The following is a 16,694-nucleotide window of genomic DNA, read 5'->3' as shown; positions in this document are numbered from 1 at the left end:
CCGGTCATGGACAAGCGTATGAAGATGAAGGTGCTGGACTACACGTTGCTGTGCCTGCTGGCCGGCACCGCCGCTCCCCTGGCTGTCGCCGGCGAGCAGACCGAAGGCCCCGGACCCGGCAAGGCCGGCGCGACGCAGCAGCCGGTCTCGCCGGTGGACTGTGGCGCCGATGCCTGCGCCGGCGAGGAAGGCCTGTTGTTCCGGTTGCGCACGCGCAGCCGTGACGTCCCGGTGACCCGGGATACCGACGCGCGTTCGTCCTCCGACGCGCTGCAGCCCGATCGCCGCGTCGAGGTATCGGTCGAGCCGCCGGGCAAGGCGGTGGCGACGGGCAAGTTCTCCATCGACCTGCCGGGCGGCGGGGTGATCTGGGCGACCGAGGATCCCACCCTCGGCGTGCCGGAGCTGTCGGTATCGGCGCCGACGATGGTGGCCTTCGACGGCGAACGCATCCTCAAGCCGGTGCAGTTCTACGTGCGCGGCAACTACCCGGCCTTCATCGAACGCCTGGAAGTCCGCCTGTACCGCGCCGGCGATGCCGACCTGATCGAACCGCTGGCGACCGTGCCGCTGGACGTGGCGGCGGTCAGCCATGCCGACTGGGACGGCGCGCTGCCGGGCAGGTACCGCTTCCGCAAGGGCGACGAACTGGTCTATGTGCTGCGCGCCACGGGCGCCGGCGGGCAGTTCGACGAGACCTCGCCGCGCACGCTGCAGCTGGTATCGCCGGAAGATGCCGAGCGCGGCGCCAGCGCGCTGCGCAACAGCACCGAGAAGCGGCTGGGCAATGCGCTGAGCGTCGAGCAGGCGCAGACGCAGAGCCTGATCGACGATGTGTTTGGCGAAAGCGGACTGCGCCAGCAGAACATCCCGCTGTACGGTTCGCGCATCCGCATCCAGGGCCGCGACATCCCCGCAGGGAAGGCGCTGAGCATCAACGGCGAGAACTACCCGGTGGACCTGGAGCGCAAGTTCGTCGCCGAGTACCTGATGCCGGTCGGCCGGCATCGCTTCGACATCGGGCTGGGTGGCGAGGGCAAGCCCGCCCACAGCCTGAACGTGGATGTCACCGGGCGCTATTTCTTCGGCGTGGCCCTGGCCGACGTGACCATCGCGCAGAACAAGGTCAGCGGTTCCAGCGAAGCGTTCCGCGGCGATGCCAACTACCGGGACGACATCATCAGCGATGGCCGCCTGGCGTTCTACGGCAAGGCCAAGCTGCGCGGCCGCTACCTGGTGACGGCGCAGGCCGATACCACCGAGCGCGACCTGGACCGCCTGTTCGACGGCTTCGGCAAGGCCGATCCGCAGGACATCTTCCGCCGCCTCGACCCGGACCTGTACTACCCGGTGTACGGCGACGATTCCAGCACCCGCCGCGACGTGGACACGATGGGGCGCTTCTACCTGCGCATGGACTGGGACAAGAACCAGGCGCTGTGGGGCAACTACGCCACCGGCCTGACCGGCACCGAGTTCGGCCAGTACCAGCGCTCGCTGTACGGCGCTGCGCTCAACTGGCGCTCCAACGCCAGCAACCGCTGGGGCGACGCCGGCAGCGAACTGCGCGTGTTCGGTTCGCAGGCCGAAACCGCACCGGGACACAACGAGTTCATCGGCACCGGCGGCAGCCTGTACTACCTGCGCCATACCGACCTGCTCCCGGGTTCGGACGTGGTGACGCTGGAGATCCGCGACCGCAGCACCGGCCGTACCGAAGGCAGGGCGGTGCTGCAGCGTGGCGCCGACTACGAGATCGACGAACTGCAGGGCCGCATCCTGCTCACGCGCCCGTTGGCGCAGATCGCCCGCGACAACAACCCGACGCTGACCCGCGACACGCCGCTGGACGGTTTCGAGCAGCGCCTGCTGGTGGACTACGAATGGGTCCCCAACGGCTTCGACGCGGACGACGTGACCCTCGGGTTCCGCGGCAAGCACTGGCTGGGCGACCACGTCGGCCTGGGCGCGACCTGGGTGGAGGAGAACCGTGCCGGCCAGGACTACACCCTCAAGGGTGCCGACCTGACGTTGCAGGCCGGCAAGGGCACCTATCTGAAGGCCGAGTACGCCCGCACCGAATCCTTCGGCGTGCCTGCGTTCTTCTCCGACAACGGCGGCCTGAGCTTCGTCCAGCAGAACGACACGGCCCTGAACCGCAAGGGCGATGCCCTGTCGCTCGAGGCGCGCGCCAATTTCAGGGAGCTCGGCTGGACCCAGCAGGACTGGAGCAGCGGTGCCTGGTGGCGCCGCACCGATGCCGGTTATTCGATATCCCGCTACGACAACGGCCTGCCGGTAACCGAATACGGTGCCGAACTGCTGGGGCAGTTCACGCCCAACCTCGGGCTGTACAGCCGCTACACCCGCGCCGAGCGCGGCGCCGACACGCTGACCCAGGCCCAGGCCACGCTGCAGTGGCAGGCCAGCGACGCCGGCACCTTCAGCGCGGAACTGCGCCGGGTGGACCAGCAGGGCGGGTATCTCGATGCCGTGGGCACGCTCGCCGCGGTCAAGTACCTGCACCGTTTCGGCGCGACGATGGAGCTGTACGGACTGGCGCAGTTGACGGTGGACGACGATGGCGGCAAGTATGCCGACAACGACGCCTGGACCCTCGGCGCCAAGCACCTGTTCGGCAACAACTCGTCGGTTGGCGCGGAAGTCACCGATGGCGATCGCGGCCATGCGGCCACGCTCGACGCCGAGTACCGGCTCAGTCCGGAGCATTCGTTCTACGGCGCCTATACCTATTCGGCCGATACCACCGAACGCGATCCGCTGTTCAACCCGCGCGGCCAGAACGGCTGGAGCCTGGGCCAGCGCTGGCGCCTCTCCAGCCAGGTCAACGTGTTCAACGAAAGCCAGTTCCTGAAGGAACGCGGCGAGGCCGGCCTGGCCCATACCTTCGGCATGGATTTCTATCCGGCGCAGGGCTGGAACACCGGCTTCACGCTGTCCGACGGCGAACTGGAGAACGCGCAGGGCGGTGTGGTCGAGCGGCGGGCGATCAGCGTTTCCGGCGGCCGTACCTCGCCCGATACCGATTGGCAGAGCAAGGTCGAGTGGCGCGAGGACAGCGGTGCCGAGCGCCGCGAACAGTGGGTCAGCACCACCCGCCTGACCCACCGCATCAACGACAGCTGGCGCATCGCCGCGCGCTTCAACTACGCCGATACCGACGACGCGATCCATCCCGGCGAAGGCGCCAAGTTCGTCGAAGGCAACTTCGGCTTCGCCTACCGTCCGTGGAACAGCGCCCGCTGGGGCCTGTTCGGCCGCTACACCTACCTGTACGACCTGGCGTCGATGGGGCAGCTGGGCGGCGCGCAGTACGACCAGCGCTCGCAGATCGTTTCGTTCGAGGGCGTCTACCGGCACGACCAGCACTGGGAACTGGCCGGCAAGCTGGCGCGCCGCGAAGGCGAGGTGCGCATGGGGCGCGGCGCCGGGGTCTGGCTGGATTCGGCGACCACCTTCATGGCGGCGCAGGTCCGTTACGAACTGCGCGCGCAATGGCACGCGCTGGGCGAGTACCGCCGGTTGGACGTGAAGGACGGCGGCAGCCGGCAGGGCTTCCTGGCCGGCGTGGACCGCGACCTGGGCAGGAACTTCCGCATCGGCGCCGGTTACAACTTCACCGAGTTCAGCGACGACCTGACGGACTTCGATTACGACCACAAGGGGTGGTTCGTCAATCTCAGCGGTCGTTATTGATCCTGTAGGGAAGCGACGTCGTTCGTCCGCGGAAGGCGCCCGGCAGGGTGCCTTCCGCCTCGGCGATGTCGATGTGGAGCGGCGGCAGCCGGCTGGCCGCGGTCAGCGTGTAGCTTCCTGCAGCCACGGCGGCGACGCCGTGCGGATGTCGGCCATCACCGGGCAATCGTCGCGGTGCGCGCCGGGCAGGTAGCCCAGGCTCATCAGGAATTCGCCGGTGATCTCGCCGCCGGTGAAACGGAAGGTCTTCCTGAACAGCTTCACCCAGTCGGCCTTGGGCCGCGGATGGTGCGCGTCCAGCCATCGCGCGAAGCCGCCGTGCGAATCGCGCAGGCCGCGGATCACGCCGGCGTTGTGGATGGCGGCCAGCACCTTGAGCCGGTTGCGGATGATGCCGGCGTCGGCCATCAGGCGCGCGATGTCGGCCTGGCCGTAGGCGGCCACGGTGTCCACGTCGAAGCCGTCGTAGGCGCGGCGGAAGCCCTCGCGCTTGCGCAGGATGGTTTCCCAGCTCAGTCCGGCCTGGTTGATCTCCAGCAGCAGGCGTTCGAACAGTTCCGCCTCGGCGCGCTGCGGGAACCCATATTCGCGGGCGTGGTAACGGGCATGGACCGGATGGCCCGGCGCGATGTCGCAGTAGGCGCTCATGGGGCGGCGTTGGACCGTGGGGCGGGCCAGTATAGGGGCTGGCCGATGCCGCACTTGCCCGGAGGCGCCGCCTCGCGCATCGTGCCCTCGCCCCCCGCAGAACCGGATTCCAGATGCCGCGGCCGTTCGTCGTTCGTTTGCTTGCCGTCCCGTCGTCTGCCCTGCGGTCGCTGCGTGGCTGGCTGCGCGATGTGCCCATCGCCGATCCGGTGGATCGCCGCAACGCGCCGGTGATCCAGGTGATCGCGCTGCTGCTGGCGGTGCTGCCGCCGCTGATGTGGCTGCTGCGGGCGATGATGCCGGATGTGCCGTGGCGCCCCGGCGAGATCACCTCGATGCTGGTCGGGCTGTCGGTCAGCGCGCTGGCGGCGCTGAGTTTCGGGCTGCTTCGGCGCGGGCGCTTCATGCCTGCCGCGCGGCTGCTGCTGGTCGGCTTCGTGGCATCCACGTTGCTGGCCCATGCCGCCACCGGCTTTGCCGCCCAGCGTTTCGAGCAGCCGGTGCTCGGGGTGTGGATGGCGATCGCCGCCCTTGCCCTGGGGCGGGGCACGTTGTGGCTGATGTACGCGGGCCTGCTGGTCGCGTTCGGTTTCGGGATCGCGGTGGACATCGGCGCGAACGGCGAGATGGCTGCAAGGCTGACCGACCTGGCGGTCAGCGCGGCGATCTTCCTGATGCTGGCGATCGTGCTCGACCGCAGTTCGGCCGCGCTGCGCGACAGCCTGCGCGAGGCCACCGCGCACGGCCGCGCGCTGGAAGCGGCCAATGCGCGCCTGCAGGCGGAGATGGCCGAGCGCGAACGCGCCCAGGCGCAGCTGGTCCAGGCGCAGAAGACCGAGGCCATGGGGCGGCTGGCCAGCGGCGTGGCGCACGATTTCGGCAACCTGGTGGGCATCATCCGCGGCCACGCGCATCGGGGGCGATGCACGGACGACGCGGCGCGCATGCAGGACGCGCTGGCCGGCGTGGAATCGGCCGCATCGCGCGCGGCCGTGCTCGCCCGGCGGCTGATGGCGTTCTCGCGCGCGGAAGAGGAAGCGCGCGAATGGTTCGACCCGGCCGCCGCGATCGCCGGGCTGGAGCCGATGCTGCGGCAACTGCTCGCGCCCTCGGTGCGGATCCGCCTGTCGCTGGCCGCGCCGTTGCCGGAAATCCATTTCGACCGCACCCGCTTCGAGCTGATGGTGCTCAACATCGCCGCCAATGCCGACCACGCGATGCCCGGCGGCGGCGCGTTCACCATCAGCGCGCGCCAGGACGCGCGCGGCAGCCTGCTGCTGGCCTTCGGCGACGACGGCACCGGCATGGATGCGGCGGTGCTGGCGCGCATCTTCGAACCGTTCTTCACCACGCGGCCGCGCGGGCAGGGGACGGGACTGGGGCTTTCGGTGGTCAAGGACCTGGTCGAGGCCGGCGGCGGCAGCATCCATGCCGAGAGCGAGCCGGGCCGGGGCAGCGTGTTCTTCCTGCGCATCCCCGGACGCATGCCGGCGGGGCGGCATGTCGTCGCGGCGTGAGCGCGGTACGGGCGGGTACGCGGGCCTGACGGTAGAATGCCGCCATGTCCGTGCCTTTCGACAATCTCGCCAACCAGCTGCTGGTGGCCTCGCCCTCGCTGGCCGATTCGGGCTTCGCGCGCAGCGTCGCGCTGATCTGCCAGCACGACGACAACGGCGCGATGGGGGTGGTGGTCAACCAGCCCTCGGAGTACACGCTGGGCGAAGTGCTCTCGCAGATGGAGATCGACACCGGCGACGAACGCCTGCGCGCGGTGCCGGTGCTCAACGGCGGCCCGGTGCACACCGGCCGCGGCTTCGTGATCCACGATGACGCCCGCGACTGGGATTCCAGCCTGGCGGTGGGCGAAGGCCTGTACCTGACCACCTCGCGCGACATCCTCGAGGCGATGGCCCGCGGCGACGGCCCGCGCAACGCGCTGGTCACCCTGGGCTGCGCCGGCTGGGGTGCCGGGCAGCTGGAGCAGGAACTGGCCGAGGACAGCTGGCTGACCGTGCCGGCCGATCCGGCGGTGCTGTTCGACGCGCCGATGGACGAGCGCTGGCAGCTGGCGGCCGCGCGCATCGGCGTGGACCTGTTCCGCCTGGCCGGATACAGCGGCCATGCCTGATCCGGCGGCGCTTTCGCCCGACAGCACCGTGCTCGGTTTCGACGTCGGTTCGCGCCGGATCGGCGTGGCCATCGGCAGCGCCTTCAGCGTCGGCGCCCGCGCGCTGGCGATGATCGACGTGCGCGCCGACGGTCCCGACTGGGCCGCGCTCGACCGGCTGCACAAGGAATGGCGGCCGCACGGCCTGATCGTCGGCGATCCGCTCACCCTCGACGGCGAGGACCAGCCCAACCGCAGGCGCGCGCAGGCCTTCGCGCGGCAACTGCTGCAGCGCTACCGGCTGCCGGTGCTGCTGGTGGACGAGCGCTCCAGCTCGGTGGAAGCCGCGCGCCGTTTCGCCACCGAACGTGCCGAAGGCCGCAAGCGCCGGCGCGACGCCGCCAGCCTGGACGCGGTGGCGGCCGCGGTCATCATCGAACGCTGGCTGTCCGCTCCGGGCGACGCCACCCCTGTTTCCTGACCCCAAGACCCTGCCATGACCGCCTCCCAACTCGATGCCGACGGACGCCTGCGCCACCTGCTGACCCTGGAGGGCCTGCCGCGCGAACACCTGCTGCAGCTGCTGGACCGCGCCGGGCAGATCCGCGACGCGGCGGTGGGGCGCGTCGGCAACAAGCGCGGCGTGCTGGCCGGCACCGCGGTGTGCACGCTGTTCTTCGAGCCGTCCACCCGCACCCGCAGTTCGTTCCAGCTGGCCGCACAGCGGCTGGGCGCGGACGTGCTGAACTTCGACGCCTCCACCTCGTCCACGCGCAAGGGCGAGACCGCCTGCGACACGCTGCGCAATCTCGAAGCGATGGGCGTGCGCGGTTTCGTGGTGCGCCATCCCGACGACGGCGCGGTGGCCGAACTGGCCGCTGCAGCGGGCGAGGGCACCGCGCTGGTCAATGCCGGCGACGGTCGCAGTTCGCACCCCACGCAGGGTCTGCTGGACATGCTCACCCTACGCCAGGCCAAGGGCGCGGACTTCTCGAAACTGAAGGTGCTGATCGTCGGCGACGTGAAGCACTCGCGCGTGGCGCGCACCGACCTGCACGCGCTGCGCACGCTGGGCGTGGGCGAGATCCGCGTCTGCGGCCCGCAGTCGCTGCTGCCGGACGACGACACCTTGCGCGGTTGCGTGGTCGGGCAGGACTTCGACGCCATGCTCGAAGGCGCCGACGCGCTGATGATGCTGCGCCTGCAGCGCGAGCGCATGGAGGAAGGCCTGGTGCCGTCGCTGGAGCAGTACCACGCCGAGTACGGCCTGACCGCCACGCGCCTGCGCCGCGCTGCTACCGATGCGGCGGTCCTGCACCCGGGCCCGATCAACCGCGGCGTCGAAGTCACCGACGAAGTGGCCGACGGCCCGCAGTCGTGGGTGCTGCGCCAGGTCGCCAATGGCGTGGCGGTACGCATGGCGGTGCTGGAGACGCTGCTGGGCTGATATGAGCCACCGCAACAGGGGCCGGCCAACGCTTCGGGTCTGTTTCTATGGTTTATCCAGGCGTGCCTGTTGCTGCTTGATGTAGGTCAGTTCGCGCTCGGCATTCCTGTTGCCTGGTTCCAGTTTCAACGAACTTTCATAGGCGTCGCGGGCGGCGTCCAGATCGCCGAGTTCGATCAGCGCGAAGCCCATGCCACGCAGCGCCAAGGCTTCTGCGTAGGCGGCTTCGGGGTGGCTGCCGATCAAATCCAGCGCCTGCTGGTAGCTTTCCAGTGCGGCCTTCCAGTTTTTGCTCAGGTTCAGGGCTGCGCCGCGCTCGGTCAGCATCTCCGGCTCGTAGGGTGCGGTAGCCTGCGCCTTGTCCAGCCACTGCAGTGCCTGAGGGTAGTCGCGGTTCTCGACCGCAAGATAGCCAAGTTGTTTGTATGCATCGCCGCAGGCCATATCGAGCCAGTCAATGGGGCGGCCATCGCTGTGTGCGTCCAGATAGAGTTCGTACTGACGCTGGCTGCGGAAGCTCACCACGTGCCGATCAGGTGCGGCGCGATAGGCATCGCATTGTCGGGCAACATCCAGCAGGAGCGCCCTTGCACTGTCGTTGCCGCCATTCCGGCTTTCCCTGGCGGCACGCTGCACGATCGGTCGCAACTCCATGCCCAGACCGGCCTCGGCCTGGGTGGATTTCAACCACGTAGTGCTCATCCGTATGTTGTCGGCTTTGCTTTGAGCCAGCGCGGAAGTGCAGTACAGCAGGGCGGTCATCAACAGCAGACGCATACGACTTCCTTGCGCAGTGGCGTTGGCGGCCAGCTTCGCATGCGAACCATGCGCCTGCCAGTATCCGGTGGGCCTTGGATCAGTCGCGTGGCGCCATCGCCAGAATTGCCAACTGCTGCTGTGCCTCGGCATTGCCAGCCGCCGCCGCGGCCTGCACCTGCGCCAGGTCGGGATGGAGCACCACCAGCAGCGGGAGCTCGCACTGCGGGCAGGCGTATTCGCTCTGCTCGTCGTGCAGTTCCATTTCCATCTGCCGCGAGCTTCCCTGCCATTCGCAGGCGGGGCAGGGGTGGGGGTGTTCGCGCCAGCCGGGCTGGTAGTAATCGGTGACGGTGGTGGTCATGGCCAAATGTCCGGCGTGTCGTCCGCATGATAGCGGCGGGCGTCGCCATCCGTCCGTCGGCTCGGCCGCGGCCGGAGACGCGGCTTCGGCTAGAATCGCCGCCGCCCGTCCGGGCATCGGTCCACACAGGAAGTGAACGCATGAAGAAGGAAGTCAGGGCCGCCTGCGCCAGTGTCGCTGTACTGATGGCGATGGCCGCGATGCAGGATGCGCAGGCGCAGCGCGCGCCGTGGTGGGAGCGGCAGAAGGCGGCGCAGGCCGCCGCGCAGGCGGACGGCGGCGGCGTCGCCATGCCGGCCGATGCCGCACAATCTCCCGTACGGCAGTCCTGGTCGCAGGCGCCCGCGGTCAGGCGCGAAAAGACCGAAGGGCCGGGCTATACGTGGGTCGAGGCCGGCGTGGCCCGGCTGGACGTGGACCTGTACGACGCCGGCGAGCACGGCAACGGCGGTTATGCGCGCGGCTCGGTGGCGGTAGCCGAAGGCCTCTACGTCTTCGGCGGCTACGACCGGGTTTCCCGGGACTGGAACATGGGCGCCCAGCAGCTGGAGGTCGCCATCGACCAGGCCGAGATCGGCCTTGGCGCGAGCCTTTCCCTGTCCCCGCGCGCGGATTTCATCAGCGAGCTGTCGCTGCTGCGGCTGGGGGCGCAGCTGGACTACCGCGACGGCGAATACCCGCAGGACGACATCAGCGGCCGCGATCATCTGTACGCCGGCAAGCTGATGCTGGGCATCCGTGCCCGGCCGGCGCGGAACCTGGAGCTGTGGTCGAAGGCTGGTTACCTGCGGGTGGACGACAACCTGCTGGTCGACCATTCGATGGTCGGCAATGTCGGCCTCCAGTACCGCTTCACCCCGGAATGGGGCCTGGTGGGCGAGGCGGAGTTCTACGAGGACGTGCGCTTCTACCGCCTGGGCGTGCGCGCCAGCTTCTGACCGGAAAACCGGGCATGCTGCGCCGGAACCGCATGCGGTTCCGGCGCGCGGCGCTCAGCGCAGCAGCACCAGGGTCGCCAGCCCGAGGAAGGTGAAGAAACCCATCGAGTCGGTGATGGCGGTCAGGAAGATGCCGCTGGCCAGCGCCGGATCGAACCCCAGCCGCTTGAGCGTCATGGGGATCAGCACGCCGGCCGACGCGGCCAGCAGCAGGTTGCAGGTCAGGGCGACGAAGATCACCAGCGACAGCCCGGGGTTGTGGAACCACACCAGCACGATCAGCCCCAGCACCGCGCCCATCAGCAGGCCGTTGAGCAGGGCCACGCGCAGTTCCTTCCACAGCAGCGCCTTCACGTTGGAGGCGCCGACCTGGCCCAGCGCCAGGCCGCGCACCATCAGCGCCAGCACCTGCGTACCGGCGTTGCCGCCGAGGCCGGCGACCATCGGCATCAGCACCGCCAGCGCCACCAGCTTGTCGATGGTGCCTTCGAACTGGCCGACCACGTTGGCGGCGACGAAGGCCGTGCACAGGTTGACGAACAGCCACACCAGGCGCCGGCGCATCGCGCGCCAGACCGGGCTGAACAGATCCTCGTCCTCGTCCAGGCCGGCGGCGCCCAGCGCCTGGTGCTCGGCCTGGGCGCGGATGATGTCCACCACGTCGTCGATGGTGATGCGCCCGATCAGGATGTTGTTGTCATCCACCACCGGCGCCGACACCCAGTCGTGGTCGGAGAACTGCCGCGCGACCTCGTCGGCGTTCTCGCCCACGTCGATGGCGGGCTGTTCGTCGTCGACCAGGCGGTTGATCGGGGTGCTGTCCTCGTGGGTGACCAGCGAGGCCAGCGAGACGCGGCCCAGGTACTGGTGGCGGCGGCTGACCACGTACAGGTAGTCGGTGTGGTCGGGCAGTTCGCCGCGCAGCCGCAGGTAGCGCAGCACCACGTCGATGTTGACGTCGGCGCGCACGGTGACCACGTCCGGGTTCATCAGGCGCCCGGCGGTGTCCTCCGGATAGGACAGCACCTGTTCCAGACGCTCGCGGTTCTCGCGGTCCATCGACTTGAGGACCTCGTCGATGACCGTGTCAGGCAGGTCCTCGACCAGGTCGGCCAGGTCGTCGATGTCCAGGTCTTCGACCGCGGCGATGATCTCGTCCGGGTCCATGTCGGCCAGCAGGCTTTCGCGCACTTCCTCGCCGACGTGGACCAGCACCTCGCCGTCGTCTTCCTGGTCGACCAGGCCCCACACCACTTCGCGCTTGCCCGGCGGCAGCGATTCGAGCAGGTTGCCGATCTCCGCCGGCGCCAGCGTGTTGACCAGTCGCCGCACCGGTCCCAGGCGGCCGCTGTCCAGCGCGTCGGAAAGCATGCGCAGCTGGCGTGCGGTCTTGTCGTGGCGTACGGGGTCGGCCATCGGGGCTCCGGGCAGGGGAGGGCCGCGATGCAGGATGCGGCAAGGGACGTGTCGGGCGCGTCATTATCACGCGCCCATGTTTCGGTGCACACCCTTGTACGGCACGAATGCGCCGGTGGGCGCCTTGCGTGCAGAGGCGTGTGTTTCTACGGTGCGCCCACACCTGCCAGCCAGCGCTCGATGCCGCGGCGGTCGCGCGCCTGCAGCAGCTTGCCGGCGCCGGCGCGCAGCCGGCCATGGTCGCAGTCGCGGATTGCGCGGCGCACTTCCAGCAGCGTGGCTGGGTGCAGGCTGAACTCCGCCAGGCCCAGGGCCAGCAGCAGCGGCGTCATGCGCGCATCGCCGGCGATTTCGCCGCAGACCGACAGCGGCGTGCCGTGCGCGCGCGCGGTCTCGATCACCTGCGCCAGCAACTGCAGCACCGCCGGGTGCAGCGGCGAATACAGTTCGCCCACCGCCTCGTTGTTGCGGTCGGCCGCCAGCAGGTACTGCACCAGGTCGTTGGTGCCGACGGACAGGAAGTCCACCTGGTCGATGAAGGTCGGTAGCGCGATGGCCGCGGCAGGCACTTCGATCATCGCGCCGACCGGCACGTGGTCGGCCAGGGCATGGCCTTCCTCGCGCAGCGTTGCCGCCAGCCGCACCGTGCGGCGCTTGAGCGCGAGGATTTCCTCGCGGGTGCTGACCATCGGCACCAGGATGCGCACCGGACCGTAGCCGGACGCGCGCAGCAGCGCGCGCAGCTGGGTGTCGGCGACCCTGGGATGGGCCAGCAGCAGGCGGATGCCGCGCAGGCCCAGCGCCGGGTTCTCCTCGCGGCCCAGCACCAGCCCGCTGCGGTCGGCCTTGTCCGCGCCCAGGTCGAGGATGCGGATGGTGACCGGCCGCCCGCTCATGCCGAGCACGGCGTCGCGGTAGTGGTGGAACTGTTCTTCCTCGTCCGGCAGGCCGTTGCGCTGCAGGAACAGGAATTCGGTGCGGTACAGGCCCAGCCCGTGCGCGCCCAGCGCATGCGCGCGCGCCACGTCCTCGCGCGATTCGGCATTGGCCAGCAGGGTGATGTCCACGCCGTCCACGGTGCGGGTCGGCTTGGAACGCAGGTGGCCGAGCTCGCGCTGCTCGCGCGCCAGTTCGCGCAGGCGCTGGCGGTACTGGCGCAGGTCGTCGGCGGCCGGTTCCAGCACCACCTCGCCGCTGCCGCCGTCCACGATCAGCACGTCGCCGTCGTTGATCCGGTGCAGCACGCCGCTGGCGCCGACCACCAGCGGCAGGTGCAGGCTGCGGGCGAGGATGGCGCTGTGCGACAGCGGGCTGCCGGCGCTGGTGACGATGCCGACCACGCCCTGCGACTGCAGCTGCGCCAGTTCCGAGGGCGCGACGTTCTCGCACACCAGGATCTCGCCGGCCAGGCCCTTCATGCCGGCCGGGCGCTTGTGCAGGAACGCGTTGATGCGGCCGATGACGTGGTCCAGGTCGTCCAGGCGGCTGCGCAGGTAGTCGTCCTCCATGCCCTCGAACACCTTGGCCAGCAGGTCGCGCTGCGCCCGCAGGGCGTAGGCCGCGCTGTAGCGGTGGCTGCGGATGCGTTCGTCCAGCGCCGCCAGCAGCTCGGGGTCGTCCAGCAGCATGGCGTGCAGGTCGAGGAATTCGCCGACCTCGGCCGGCAGCGCGCCCTGCAGGCGCTGGCGCAGTTCGCGCATTTCCGCGCGGGCCGACTCGATGGCCTGGTGCAGGCGCTGCAGTTCCGCGTCGACCGCATGGGCGGCGATGCGTTTTTCGGTTACTTCCTGCGCGTGCGGCAGGCGCACGCGGGCGCGGCCGAGCGCGCTGCCGCGGGAGGCGCCATGGCCGTGCAGGCGCAGCGCCGTCATGCCACCGCGCCTCCGGGCGCGGTGCGTGCAGGCGGCGGCGCTGTGTCCGGCGCCATCAGCTGTCCTCGTCGAAACGGCGCTCGAACAGGTCCACGACCGCCGCCATCGCCTCGGTCTCGTCCTCGCCCTGTACCCGCACCGTGACCGGCGTGCCCTGGCCGGCGGCCAGCAGCATCACGCCCATGATGCTCTTGGCGTTGACCTCGCGGCCCTTGGCCACCAGCGTGGCATTGGCGCGGAAGCCGGACAGCAGCTGCACCAGCTTGGCGGTCGCGCGGGCGTGCAGGCCCAGGCGGTTGGATACGGTGAGTTCGCGTTCAAGCATCGTCGATGATGGCTCCATTGCGGGCGCCTGCCGCGGCGGTCGCGGGCAGTTGCTCCAGTCCCTGTTCCGGATAGTTCATCACCCGCAGCAGCATCGGCAGGCTCAGCGCCGACACCCGCCGCACCGGCGTTCCCAGCCGTGCCAGGCGCGCGGCCAGGTTGCTCGGGCTGGCGCCGTACAGATCGGTCAGCACCAGCACGCCGCCTTCGCCCTCCACCCGCCGCATGGCCGCCGAGGCCAGCGGCAGCTGCGCGTCCAGGTCCGCATCGAACGGCACCTCGAAGGCCTCGGCCTTCAGTGGAAGCTGGCGCAGCAGGCGCGTGGCCACTTCCAGCAGGGAAGAGCCGACGCCGGGATGGGTCACGAGAAGGATGCCGCAGGTCATTGCCGAACGTTAACAGGTCAGGCGCAGTCCGCGATAGCGCCCGGATCGTGTCTTCTGCGTGCCATTCAGTCCTGTTCCCGATGGAACGTGGCCACGTCCGGCCAGCCCTGCGCGCGGGCGTGCCGGGCCATGCGTTCGGCCAGGTAGACCGAGCGGTGCTTGCCGCCGGTGCAGCCGAAGGCGATGGTGACGTAGCTGCGCGTCTCGCTGCCCAGCTTCGGCAGCCAGGTGTCGAGCAGGTCTTCGAGCTGGGCGACGTAGCGGGCCACTTCGGGCTGGGCGTCGAGGTGCTCGCGCACCTGGCGGTCGCGGCCGGTCAGCGGGCGCAGTTCCGGGTCCCAGTGCGGGTTGGGCAGCACCCGCGCGTCGAACACGAAGTCGGCCTCGGCCGGCACGCCGCGCTTGTAGGCGAAGGATTCGAACAGCAGCGACAGGCCGCCGCCGTGGCCGAGCGCATAGTCGGTGATCAGCTTGCGCCGCAGCTGGTGCACGTTGAGGCGGCTGGTGTCGATGATGGCGTCGGCCTCGTGGCGCAGCGGCGCGGTCAGTTCGCGCTCGCGGACGATGGCCTCGGGCAGGGACAGGCCCAGCTGGCTGAGCGGATGGCGCCGCCGCGTGTCGGCGAACCGCGCCAGCAGGGTGTCGTCGTCGGCCTCGAAGAACAGCAGGGTCGCGTCGATGTCGTGGTCGCGGGCGCTCTGCCGCCACTGGCCGAGCTGGCTCAGGTCGCTGCGGCCGCGCACGTCGATGCCCAGCGCCATGCGCTGCGGGCGGCCCTCGTTGCGCTCGCCGAGCACGCCGCGCACGAACTCCGGCAGCAGGTTCACCGGGATGTTGTCCGAACAGTAGTAGTCCAGGTCCTCGAAGGTCTTCAAGGCCACCGACTTGCCCGAACCGGACAGGCCGCTGACGATGACCAGCACCGGGGAGGGCGCGGCGTTCATGGGTTGCGTTGCTCCAGCAGATTGCTGTGGCGGGCGATGAACATCGCCGCCGGGTCGATGCCCTTGGTGCGCAGGATGTGCAGGCGCGTGGCGGCCTCGGTCAGCACCGCCAGGTTGCGGCCGGGCATCACCGGCAGGGTGATCAGCGGCACGTCCAGGTCGAGCACGTGGCGCTTGCCGGAGTCGCCGGTCAGGCGTTCGTAGCCGTAGCTGCCGGGTTCGGTCATCGGTTTGGTCAGGTGGACGATGAGCCGAAGGTACTTGTTCTTCTTTACAGACGTGTCACCGAACATCTGGCGCACGTTGAGCACGCCCAGCCCGCGCACTTCCAGCAGGTCCTGCAGCAGTTCCGGGCAGGTGCCGTCGAGCACGTCCGGGGCGATCTGGGTGAATTCGGGGGCGTCGTCGGCCACCAGCCGGTGGCCGCGGCTGAGCAGCTCCAGCGCCAGCTCGCTCTTGCCCGAACCGGCCTCGCCGGTGATCAGCACGCCGATGGAGTAGATCTCCATGAACACGCCATGCAGGATGATCCGCGGCGCCAGCGTGCGCGCCAGGTGGTAGGACAGGTGGTTGAGCAGTTCGTGGCCGCGCCGCGGCGACACCCACAGCGGGGTCTGCGATTCGTCGGCGGCCGCACGCAGGTCTTCCGGGCAGCCGTGGCTCTTGGTGATGACCAGGGCCAGCGGGCGGGCCTGGATGATGCGTTCGATCACTTCCCAGCGCTGGCGCGAATCCAGCGAATCCAGCCAGGACAGTTCCTCGGTGCCGAGGATCTGCACCTTGTTCGGGTAGATGGTGTTGAGGTAGCCGGCCAACGACGGGCGCCGGGCGACGGTGTCGCCGGCATCCAGCTCGCGGTTGCCGCCGGCCTGGCCCGCGGCCCAGCGCAGGTCCAGTTTCTCGCGCTGCTGGTCGAACAGCTCGCGCGCGGTGATGCGGGTGTTCATGAGGGTCGGATCCGCTGCGGATGGTCGAGGATCTGCTTGAGCGCGCTGCCGTCGCCGGCCGCGCGCAGGGCGTCGCGGACGTGCGCGTCGGAGAAGATCTCCGCCAGTTCGGACAGCAGCATCAGGTGCTGGTGGGTGTAGTGCTCGGGCACGGCCATCGCGAAGACCAGGTCGACCGGCTCGGGGCCGCCGAAATCGATGGGCTGCAGCAGCCGCAGGAAGGCGCCGCGCGGGCGTTGCAGGGTCGGGGAGCGGCCGTGCGGGATCGCGATGCCATGGCCGATGGCGGTGCTGCCGACGCTCTCCCTGTCGCGCAGGCTGCGGAAGATGCTTTCGGCGCCGGCTTCGCGGCAGGCGAGCAGGCCGGCGGCGGCGCGCAGGGCGCTGTCGCGGTCGGCGGCCGCGAGTACCCGGGTACTCACGGCCGCCATCAGGTCGTTCAAGGGCATGACTGCAACGGACGGTGGCGGATGTCAGCCATTGTCGCGCAGTGCATGGGAGGCGTGGGGCAGATGCTTTTCCTTGTACTTGATCACCAGCCGGTCCAGCTTGTCGGCCAGCAGGTCGATCGCCGCGTACATGGTCTGGCCGCCGGCCTCGGCGTGCAGGGTCTGGCCGGGAAGGTTGGCGCTGGCATCGACGTGGTGTTCGTTCTTCTGCAGCGACAGGGTCACCCTGACTTCGCAGTGCTGGTCGAAGTGCTTGCCCAGCCGTTGCAGTTTGGTTTCCACGTACTCCTTCAGGGCGGGGGTGACTTCCACGTCTTTGCCAAACGTTTCGATACGCATCGGATGCCTCCTGTGGTTCGGGGTTGCCAATGAACCCTGCC

At 69.6% G+C, this 16,694-nt stretch carries 17 protein-coding genes; 6 read left to right on the top strand and 11 right to left on the bottom strand.

All coding sequences use genetic code 11. The features are described 5' to 3' along the window. Positions 1 to 6: 6 nt before the first annotated feature. Positions 7 to 3,717: a hypothetical protein gene (locus tag CQ393_RS13900; protein ID WP_228114565.1), complete on the top strand. Its 3,711-nt coding sequence runs from the start codon at positions 7 to 9 to the stop codon at positions 3,715 to 3,717. A 102-nt stretch (positions 3,718 to 3,819) separates the two neighbouring features. Here CQ393_RS13900 and CQ393_RS13895 read toward each other — a convergent pair whose 3' ends face one another. Next, entirely contained in the window at positions 3,820 to 4,365 is a 546-nt protein-coding gene (locus tag CQ393_RS13895) for a DNA-3-methyladenine glycosylase I (RefSeq protein ID WP_153192238.1), read from the bottom strand. A gap of 113 nt (positions 4,366 to 4,478) precedes the next feature. Between CQ393_RS13895 and CQ393_RS13890 the strand changes: the two genes are divergently transcribed. Genes CQ393_RS13890 through CQ393_RS13875 form a run of 4 tightly spaced genes read left to right on the top strand, consistent with a single transcriptional unit; the run spans position 4,479 to position 7,919 of the window. Further along, entirely contained in the window at positions 4,479 to 5,882 is a 1,404-nt protein-coding gene (locus CQ393_RS13890; protein ID WP_153192236.1) for an ATP-binding protein, read from the top strand. Positions 5,883 to 5,926: 44 nt separating this feature from the next. Beyond that, the gene (locus tag CQ393_RS13885; protein ID WP_153192233.1) at positions 5,927 to 6,493 is read left to right on the top strand and encodes a YqgE/AlgH family protein; all 567 of its coding nucleotides are present in this window, start codon (positions 5,927 to 5,929) and stop codon (positions 6,491 to 6,493) included. Then, on the top strand, positions 6,486 to 6,953 hold the full coding sequence (ruvX, locus tag CQ393_RS13880) for a Holliday junction resolvase RuvX (protein WP_153192231.1): 468 nt from the start codon (positions 6,486 to 6,488) through the stop codon (positions 6,951 to 6,953). The genes CQ393_RS13885 and ruvX overlap by 8 nt, the downstream gene beginning before the upstream one ends. A 15-nt stretch (positions 6,954 to 6,968) precedes the next feature. Then, positions 6,969 to 7,919, top strand: coding sequence for an aspartate carbamoyltransferase catalytic subunit (locus tag CQ393_RS13875; RefSeq protein WP_153192228.1), 951 nt, complete (start codon positions 6,969 to 6,971; stop codon positions 7,917 to 7,919). A gap of 45 nt (positions 7,920 to 7,964) precedes the next feature. Here the strand turns inward: CQ393_RS13875 and CQ393_RS13870 are convergent, their stop codons facing one another. Both CQ393_RS13870 and CQ393_RS13865 read right to left on the bottom strand, forming a co-directional pair. Continuing rightward, positions 7,965 to 8,696, bottom strand: a complete 732-nt coding sequence (locus CQ393_RS13870) for a tetratricopeptide repeat protein (protein ID WP_194269675.1) — start codon at positions 8,694 to 8,696, stop codon at positions 7,965 to 7,967. Between the two features lie 79 nt (positions 8,697 to 8,775). Beyond that, positions 8,776 to 9,039 (bottom strand): hypothetical protein, encoded by a 264-nt coding sequence (locus CQ393_RS13865; RefSeq protein ID WP_153192223.1) that lies wholly within the window; start codon positions 9,037 to 9,039, stop codon positions 8,776 to 8,778. A 140-nt stretch (positions 9,040 to 9,179) separates the two neighbouring features. Between CQ393_RS13865 and CQ393_RS13860 the strand changes: the two genes are divergently transcribed. Beyond that, positions 9,180 to 9,977, top strand: coding sequence for a hypothetical protein (locus tag CQ393_RS13860; RefSeq protein ID WP_153192220.1), 798 nt, complete (start codon positions 9,180 to 9,182; stop codon positions 9,975 to 9,977). A 54-nt stretch (positions 9,978 to 10,031) separates the two neighbouring features. Here CQ393_RS13860 and mgtE read toward each other — a convergent pair whose 3' ends face one another. The 8 genes from mgtE to raiA all read right to left on the bottom strand — a co-directional run bounded on the left by mgtE (position 10,032) and on the right by raiA (position 16,653). Further along, entirely contained in the window at positions 10,032 to 11,393 is a 1,362-nt protein-coding gene (gene mgtE / locus CQ393_RS13855; protein ID WP_153192218.1) for a magnesium transporter, read from the bottom strand. A 146-nt stretch (positions 11,394 to 11,539) separates the two neighbouring features. After that, positions 11,540 to 13,264: a phosphoenolpyruvate--protein phosphotransferase gene (ptsP, locus tag CQ393_RS13850; RefSeq protein ID WP_153192216.1), complete on the bottom strand. Its 1,725-nt coding sequence runs from the start codon at positions 13,262 to 13,264 to the stop codon at positions 11,540 to 11,542. 55 nt (positions 13,265 to 13,319) lie between these two features. Then, a complete protein-coding gene (locus CQ393_RS13845) occupies positions 13,320 to 13,589 on the bottom strand; it encodes an HPr family phosphocarrier protein (RefSeq protein ID WP_153192214.1) in 270 nt (89 codons plus the stop codon). After that, positions 13,582 to 13,974, bottom strand: coding sequence for a PTS fructose IIA subunit family protein (locus CQ393_RS13840; protein WP_153192212.1), 393 nt, complete (start codon positions 13,972 to 13,974; stop codon positions 13,582 to 13,584). Before CQ393_RS13840 ends, CQ393_RS13845 begins: the two co-directional genes overlap by 8 nt. Before the next feature lie 65 nt (positions 13,975 to 14,039). Further along, positions 14,040 to 14,918: an RNase adapter RapZ gene (gene rapZ, locus CQ393_RS13835; protein ID WP_153192210.1), complete on the bottom strand. Its 879-nt coding sequence runs from the start codon at positions 14,916 to 14,918 to the stop codon at positions 14,040 to 14,042. Further along, positions 14,915 to 15,865, bottom strand: coding sequence for an HPr(Ser) kinase/phosphatase (gene hprK / locus CQ393_RS13830; RefSeq protein ID WP_153192209.1), 951 nt, complete (start codon positions 15,863 to 15,865; stop codon positions 14,915 to 14,917). The genes rapZ and hprK overlap by 4 nt, the downstream gene beginning before the upstream one ends. After that, complete coding sequence (locus tag CQ393_RS13825) at positions 15,862 to 16,314, bottom strand: PTS sugar transporter subunit IIA (RefSeq protein ID WP_153192207.1); 453 nt, start codon at positions 16,312 to 16,314, stop codon at positions 15,862 to 15,864. The genes hprK and CQ393_RS13825 overlap by 4 nt, the downstream gene beginning before the upstream one ends. Positions 16,315 to 16,338: 24 nt before the next feature. Next, positions 16,339 to 16,653, bottom strand: coding sequence for a ribosome-associated translation inhibitor RaiA (gene raiA, locus CQ393_RS13820; RefSeq protein ID WP_153192205.1), 315 nt, complete (start codon positions 16,651 to 16,653; stop codon positions 16,339 to 16,341). Positions 16,654 to 16,694 lie beyond the last annotated feature (41 nt).

It is taken from the genome of Stenotrophomonas sp. MYb238 (assembly GCF_009496535.1).
Lineage (GTDB): Bacteria > Pseudomonadota > Gammaproteobacteria > Xanthomonadales > Xanthomonadaceae > Stenotrophomonas.
The sequence above is the reverse complement of the archived record's forward strand: the minus strand, read 5'-3'. Positions and strand labels throughout refer to the sequence as shown.

What these genes read in the sequence shown, in the direction of transcription:
- CQ393_RS13900 (WP_228114565.1), top strand. Translation starts at nt 7, where the DNA reads ATGGACAAGCGTATGAAGATGAAGGTGCTGGACTACACGTTGCTGTGC.
- CQ393_RS13895 (WP_153192238.1), bottom strand. Translation starts at nt 4,365, where the DNA reads ATGAGCGCCTACTGCGACATCGCGCCGGGCCATCCGGTCCATGCCCGT.
- CQ393_RS13890 (WP_153192236.1), top strand. Translation starts at nt 4,479, where the DNA reads ATGCCGCGGCCGTTCGTCGTTCGTTTGCTTGCCGTCCCGTCGTCTGCC.
- CQ393_RS13885 (WP_153192233.1), top strand. Translation starts at nt 5,927, where the DNA reads ATGTCCGTGCCTTTCGACAATCTCGCCAACCAGCTGCTGGTGGCCTCG.
- ruvX (WP_153192231.1), top strand. Translation starts at nt 6,486, where the DNA reads ATGCCTGATCCGGCGGCGCTTTCGCCCGACAGCACCGTGCTCGGTTTC.
- CQ393_RS13875 (WP_153192228.1), top strand. Translation starts at nt 6,969, where the DNA reads ATGACCGCCTCCCAACTCGATGCCGACGGACGCCTGCGCCACCTGCTG.
- CQ393_RS13870 (WP_194269675.1), bottom strand. Translation starts at nt 8,696, where the DNA reads ATGCGTCTGCTGTTGATGACCGCCCTGCTGTACTGCACTTCCGCGCTG.
- CQ393_RS13865 (WP_153192223.1), bottom strand. Translation starts at nt 9,039, where the DNA reads ATGACCACCACCGTCACCGATTACTACCAGCCCGGCTGGCGCGAACAC.
- CQ393_RS13860 (WP_153192220.1), top strand. Translation starts at nt 9,180, where the DNA reads ATGAAGAAGGAAGTCAGGGCCGCCTGCGCCAGTGTCGCTGTACTGATG.
- mgtE (WP_153192218.1), bottom strand. Translation starts at nt 11,393, where the DNA reads ATGGCCGACCCCGTACGCCACGACAAGACCGCACGCCAGCTGCGCATG.
- ptsP (WP_153192216.1), bottom strand. Translation starts at nt 13,264, where the DNA reads ATGACGGCGCTGCGCCTGCACGGCCATGGCGCCTCCCGCGGCAGCGCG.
- CQ393_RS13845 (WP_153192214.1), bottom strand. Translation starts at nt 13,589, where the DNA reads ATGCTTGAACGCGAACTCACCGTATCCAACCGCCTGGGCCTGCACGCC.
- CQ393_RS13840 (WP_153192212.1), bottom strand. Translation starts at nt 13,974, where the DNA reads ATGACCTGCGGCATCCTTCTCGTGACCCATCCCGGCGTCGGCTCTTCC.
- rapZ (WP_153192210.1), bottom strand. Translation starts at nt 14,918, where the DNA reads ATGAACGCCGCGCCCTCCCCGGTGCTGGTCATCGTCAGCGGCCTGTCC.
- hprK (WP_153192209.1), bottom strand. Translation starts at nt 15,865, where the DNA reads ATGAACACCCGCATCACCGCGCGCGAGCTGTTCGACCAGCAGCGCGAG.
- CQ393_RS13825 (WP_153192207.1), bottom strand. Translation starts at nt 16,314, where the DNA reads ATGCCCTTGAACGACCTGATGGCGGCCGTGAGTACCCGGGTACTCGCG.
- raiA (WP_153192205.1), bottom strand. Translation starts at nt 16,653, where the DNA reads ATGCGTATCGAAACGTTTGGCAAAGACGTGGAAGTCACCCCCGCCCTG.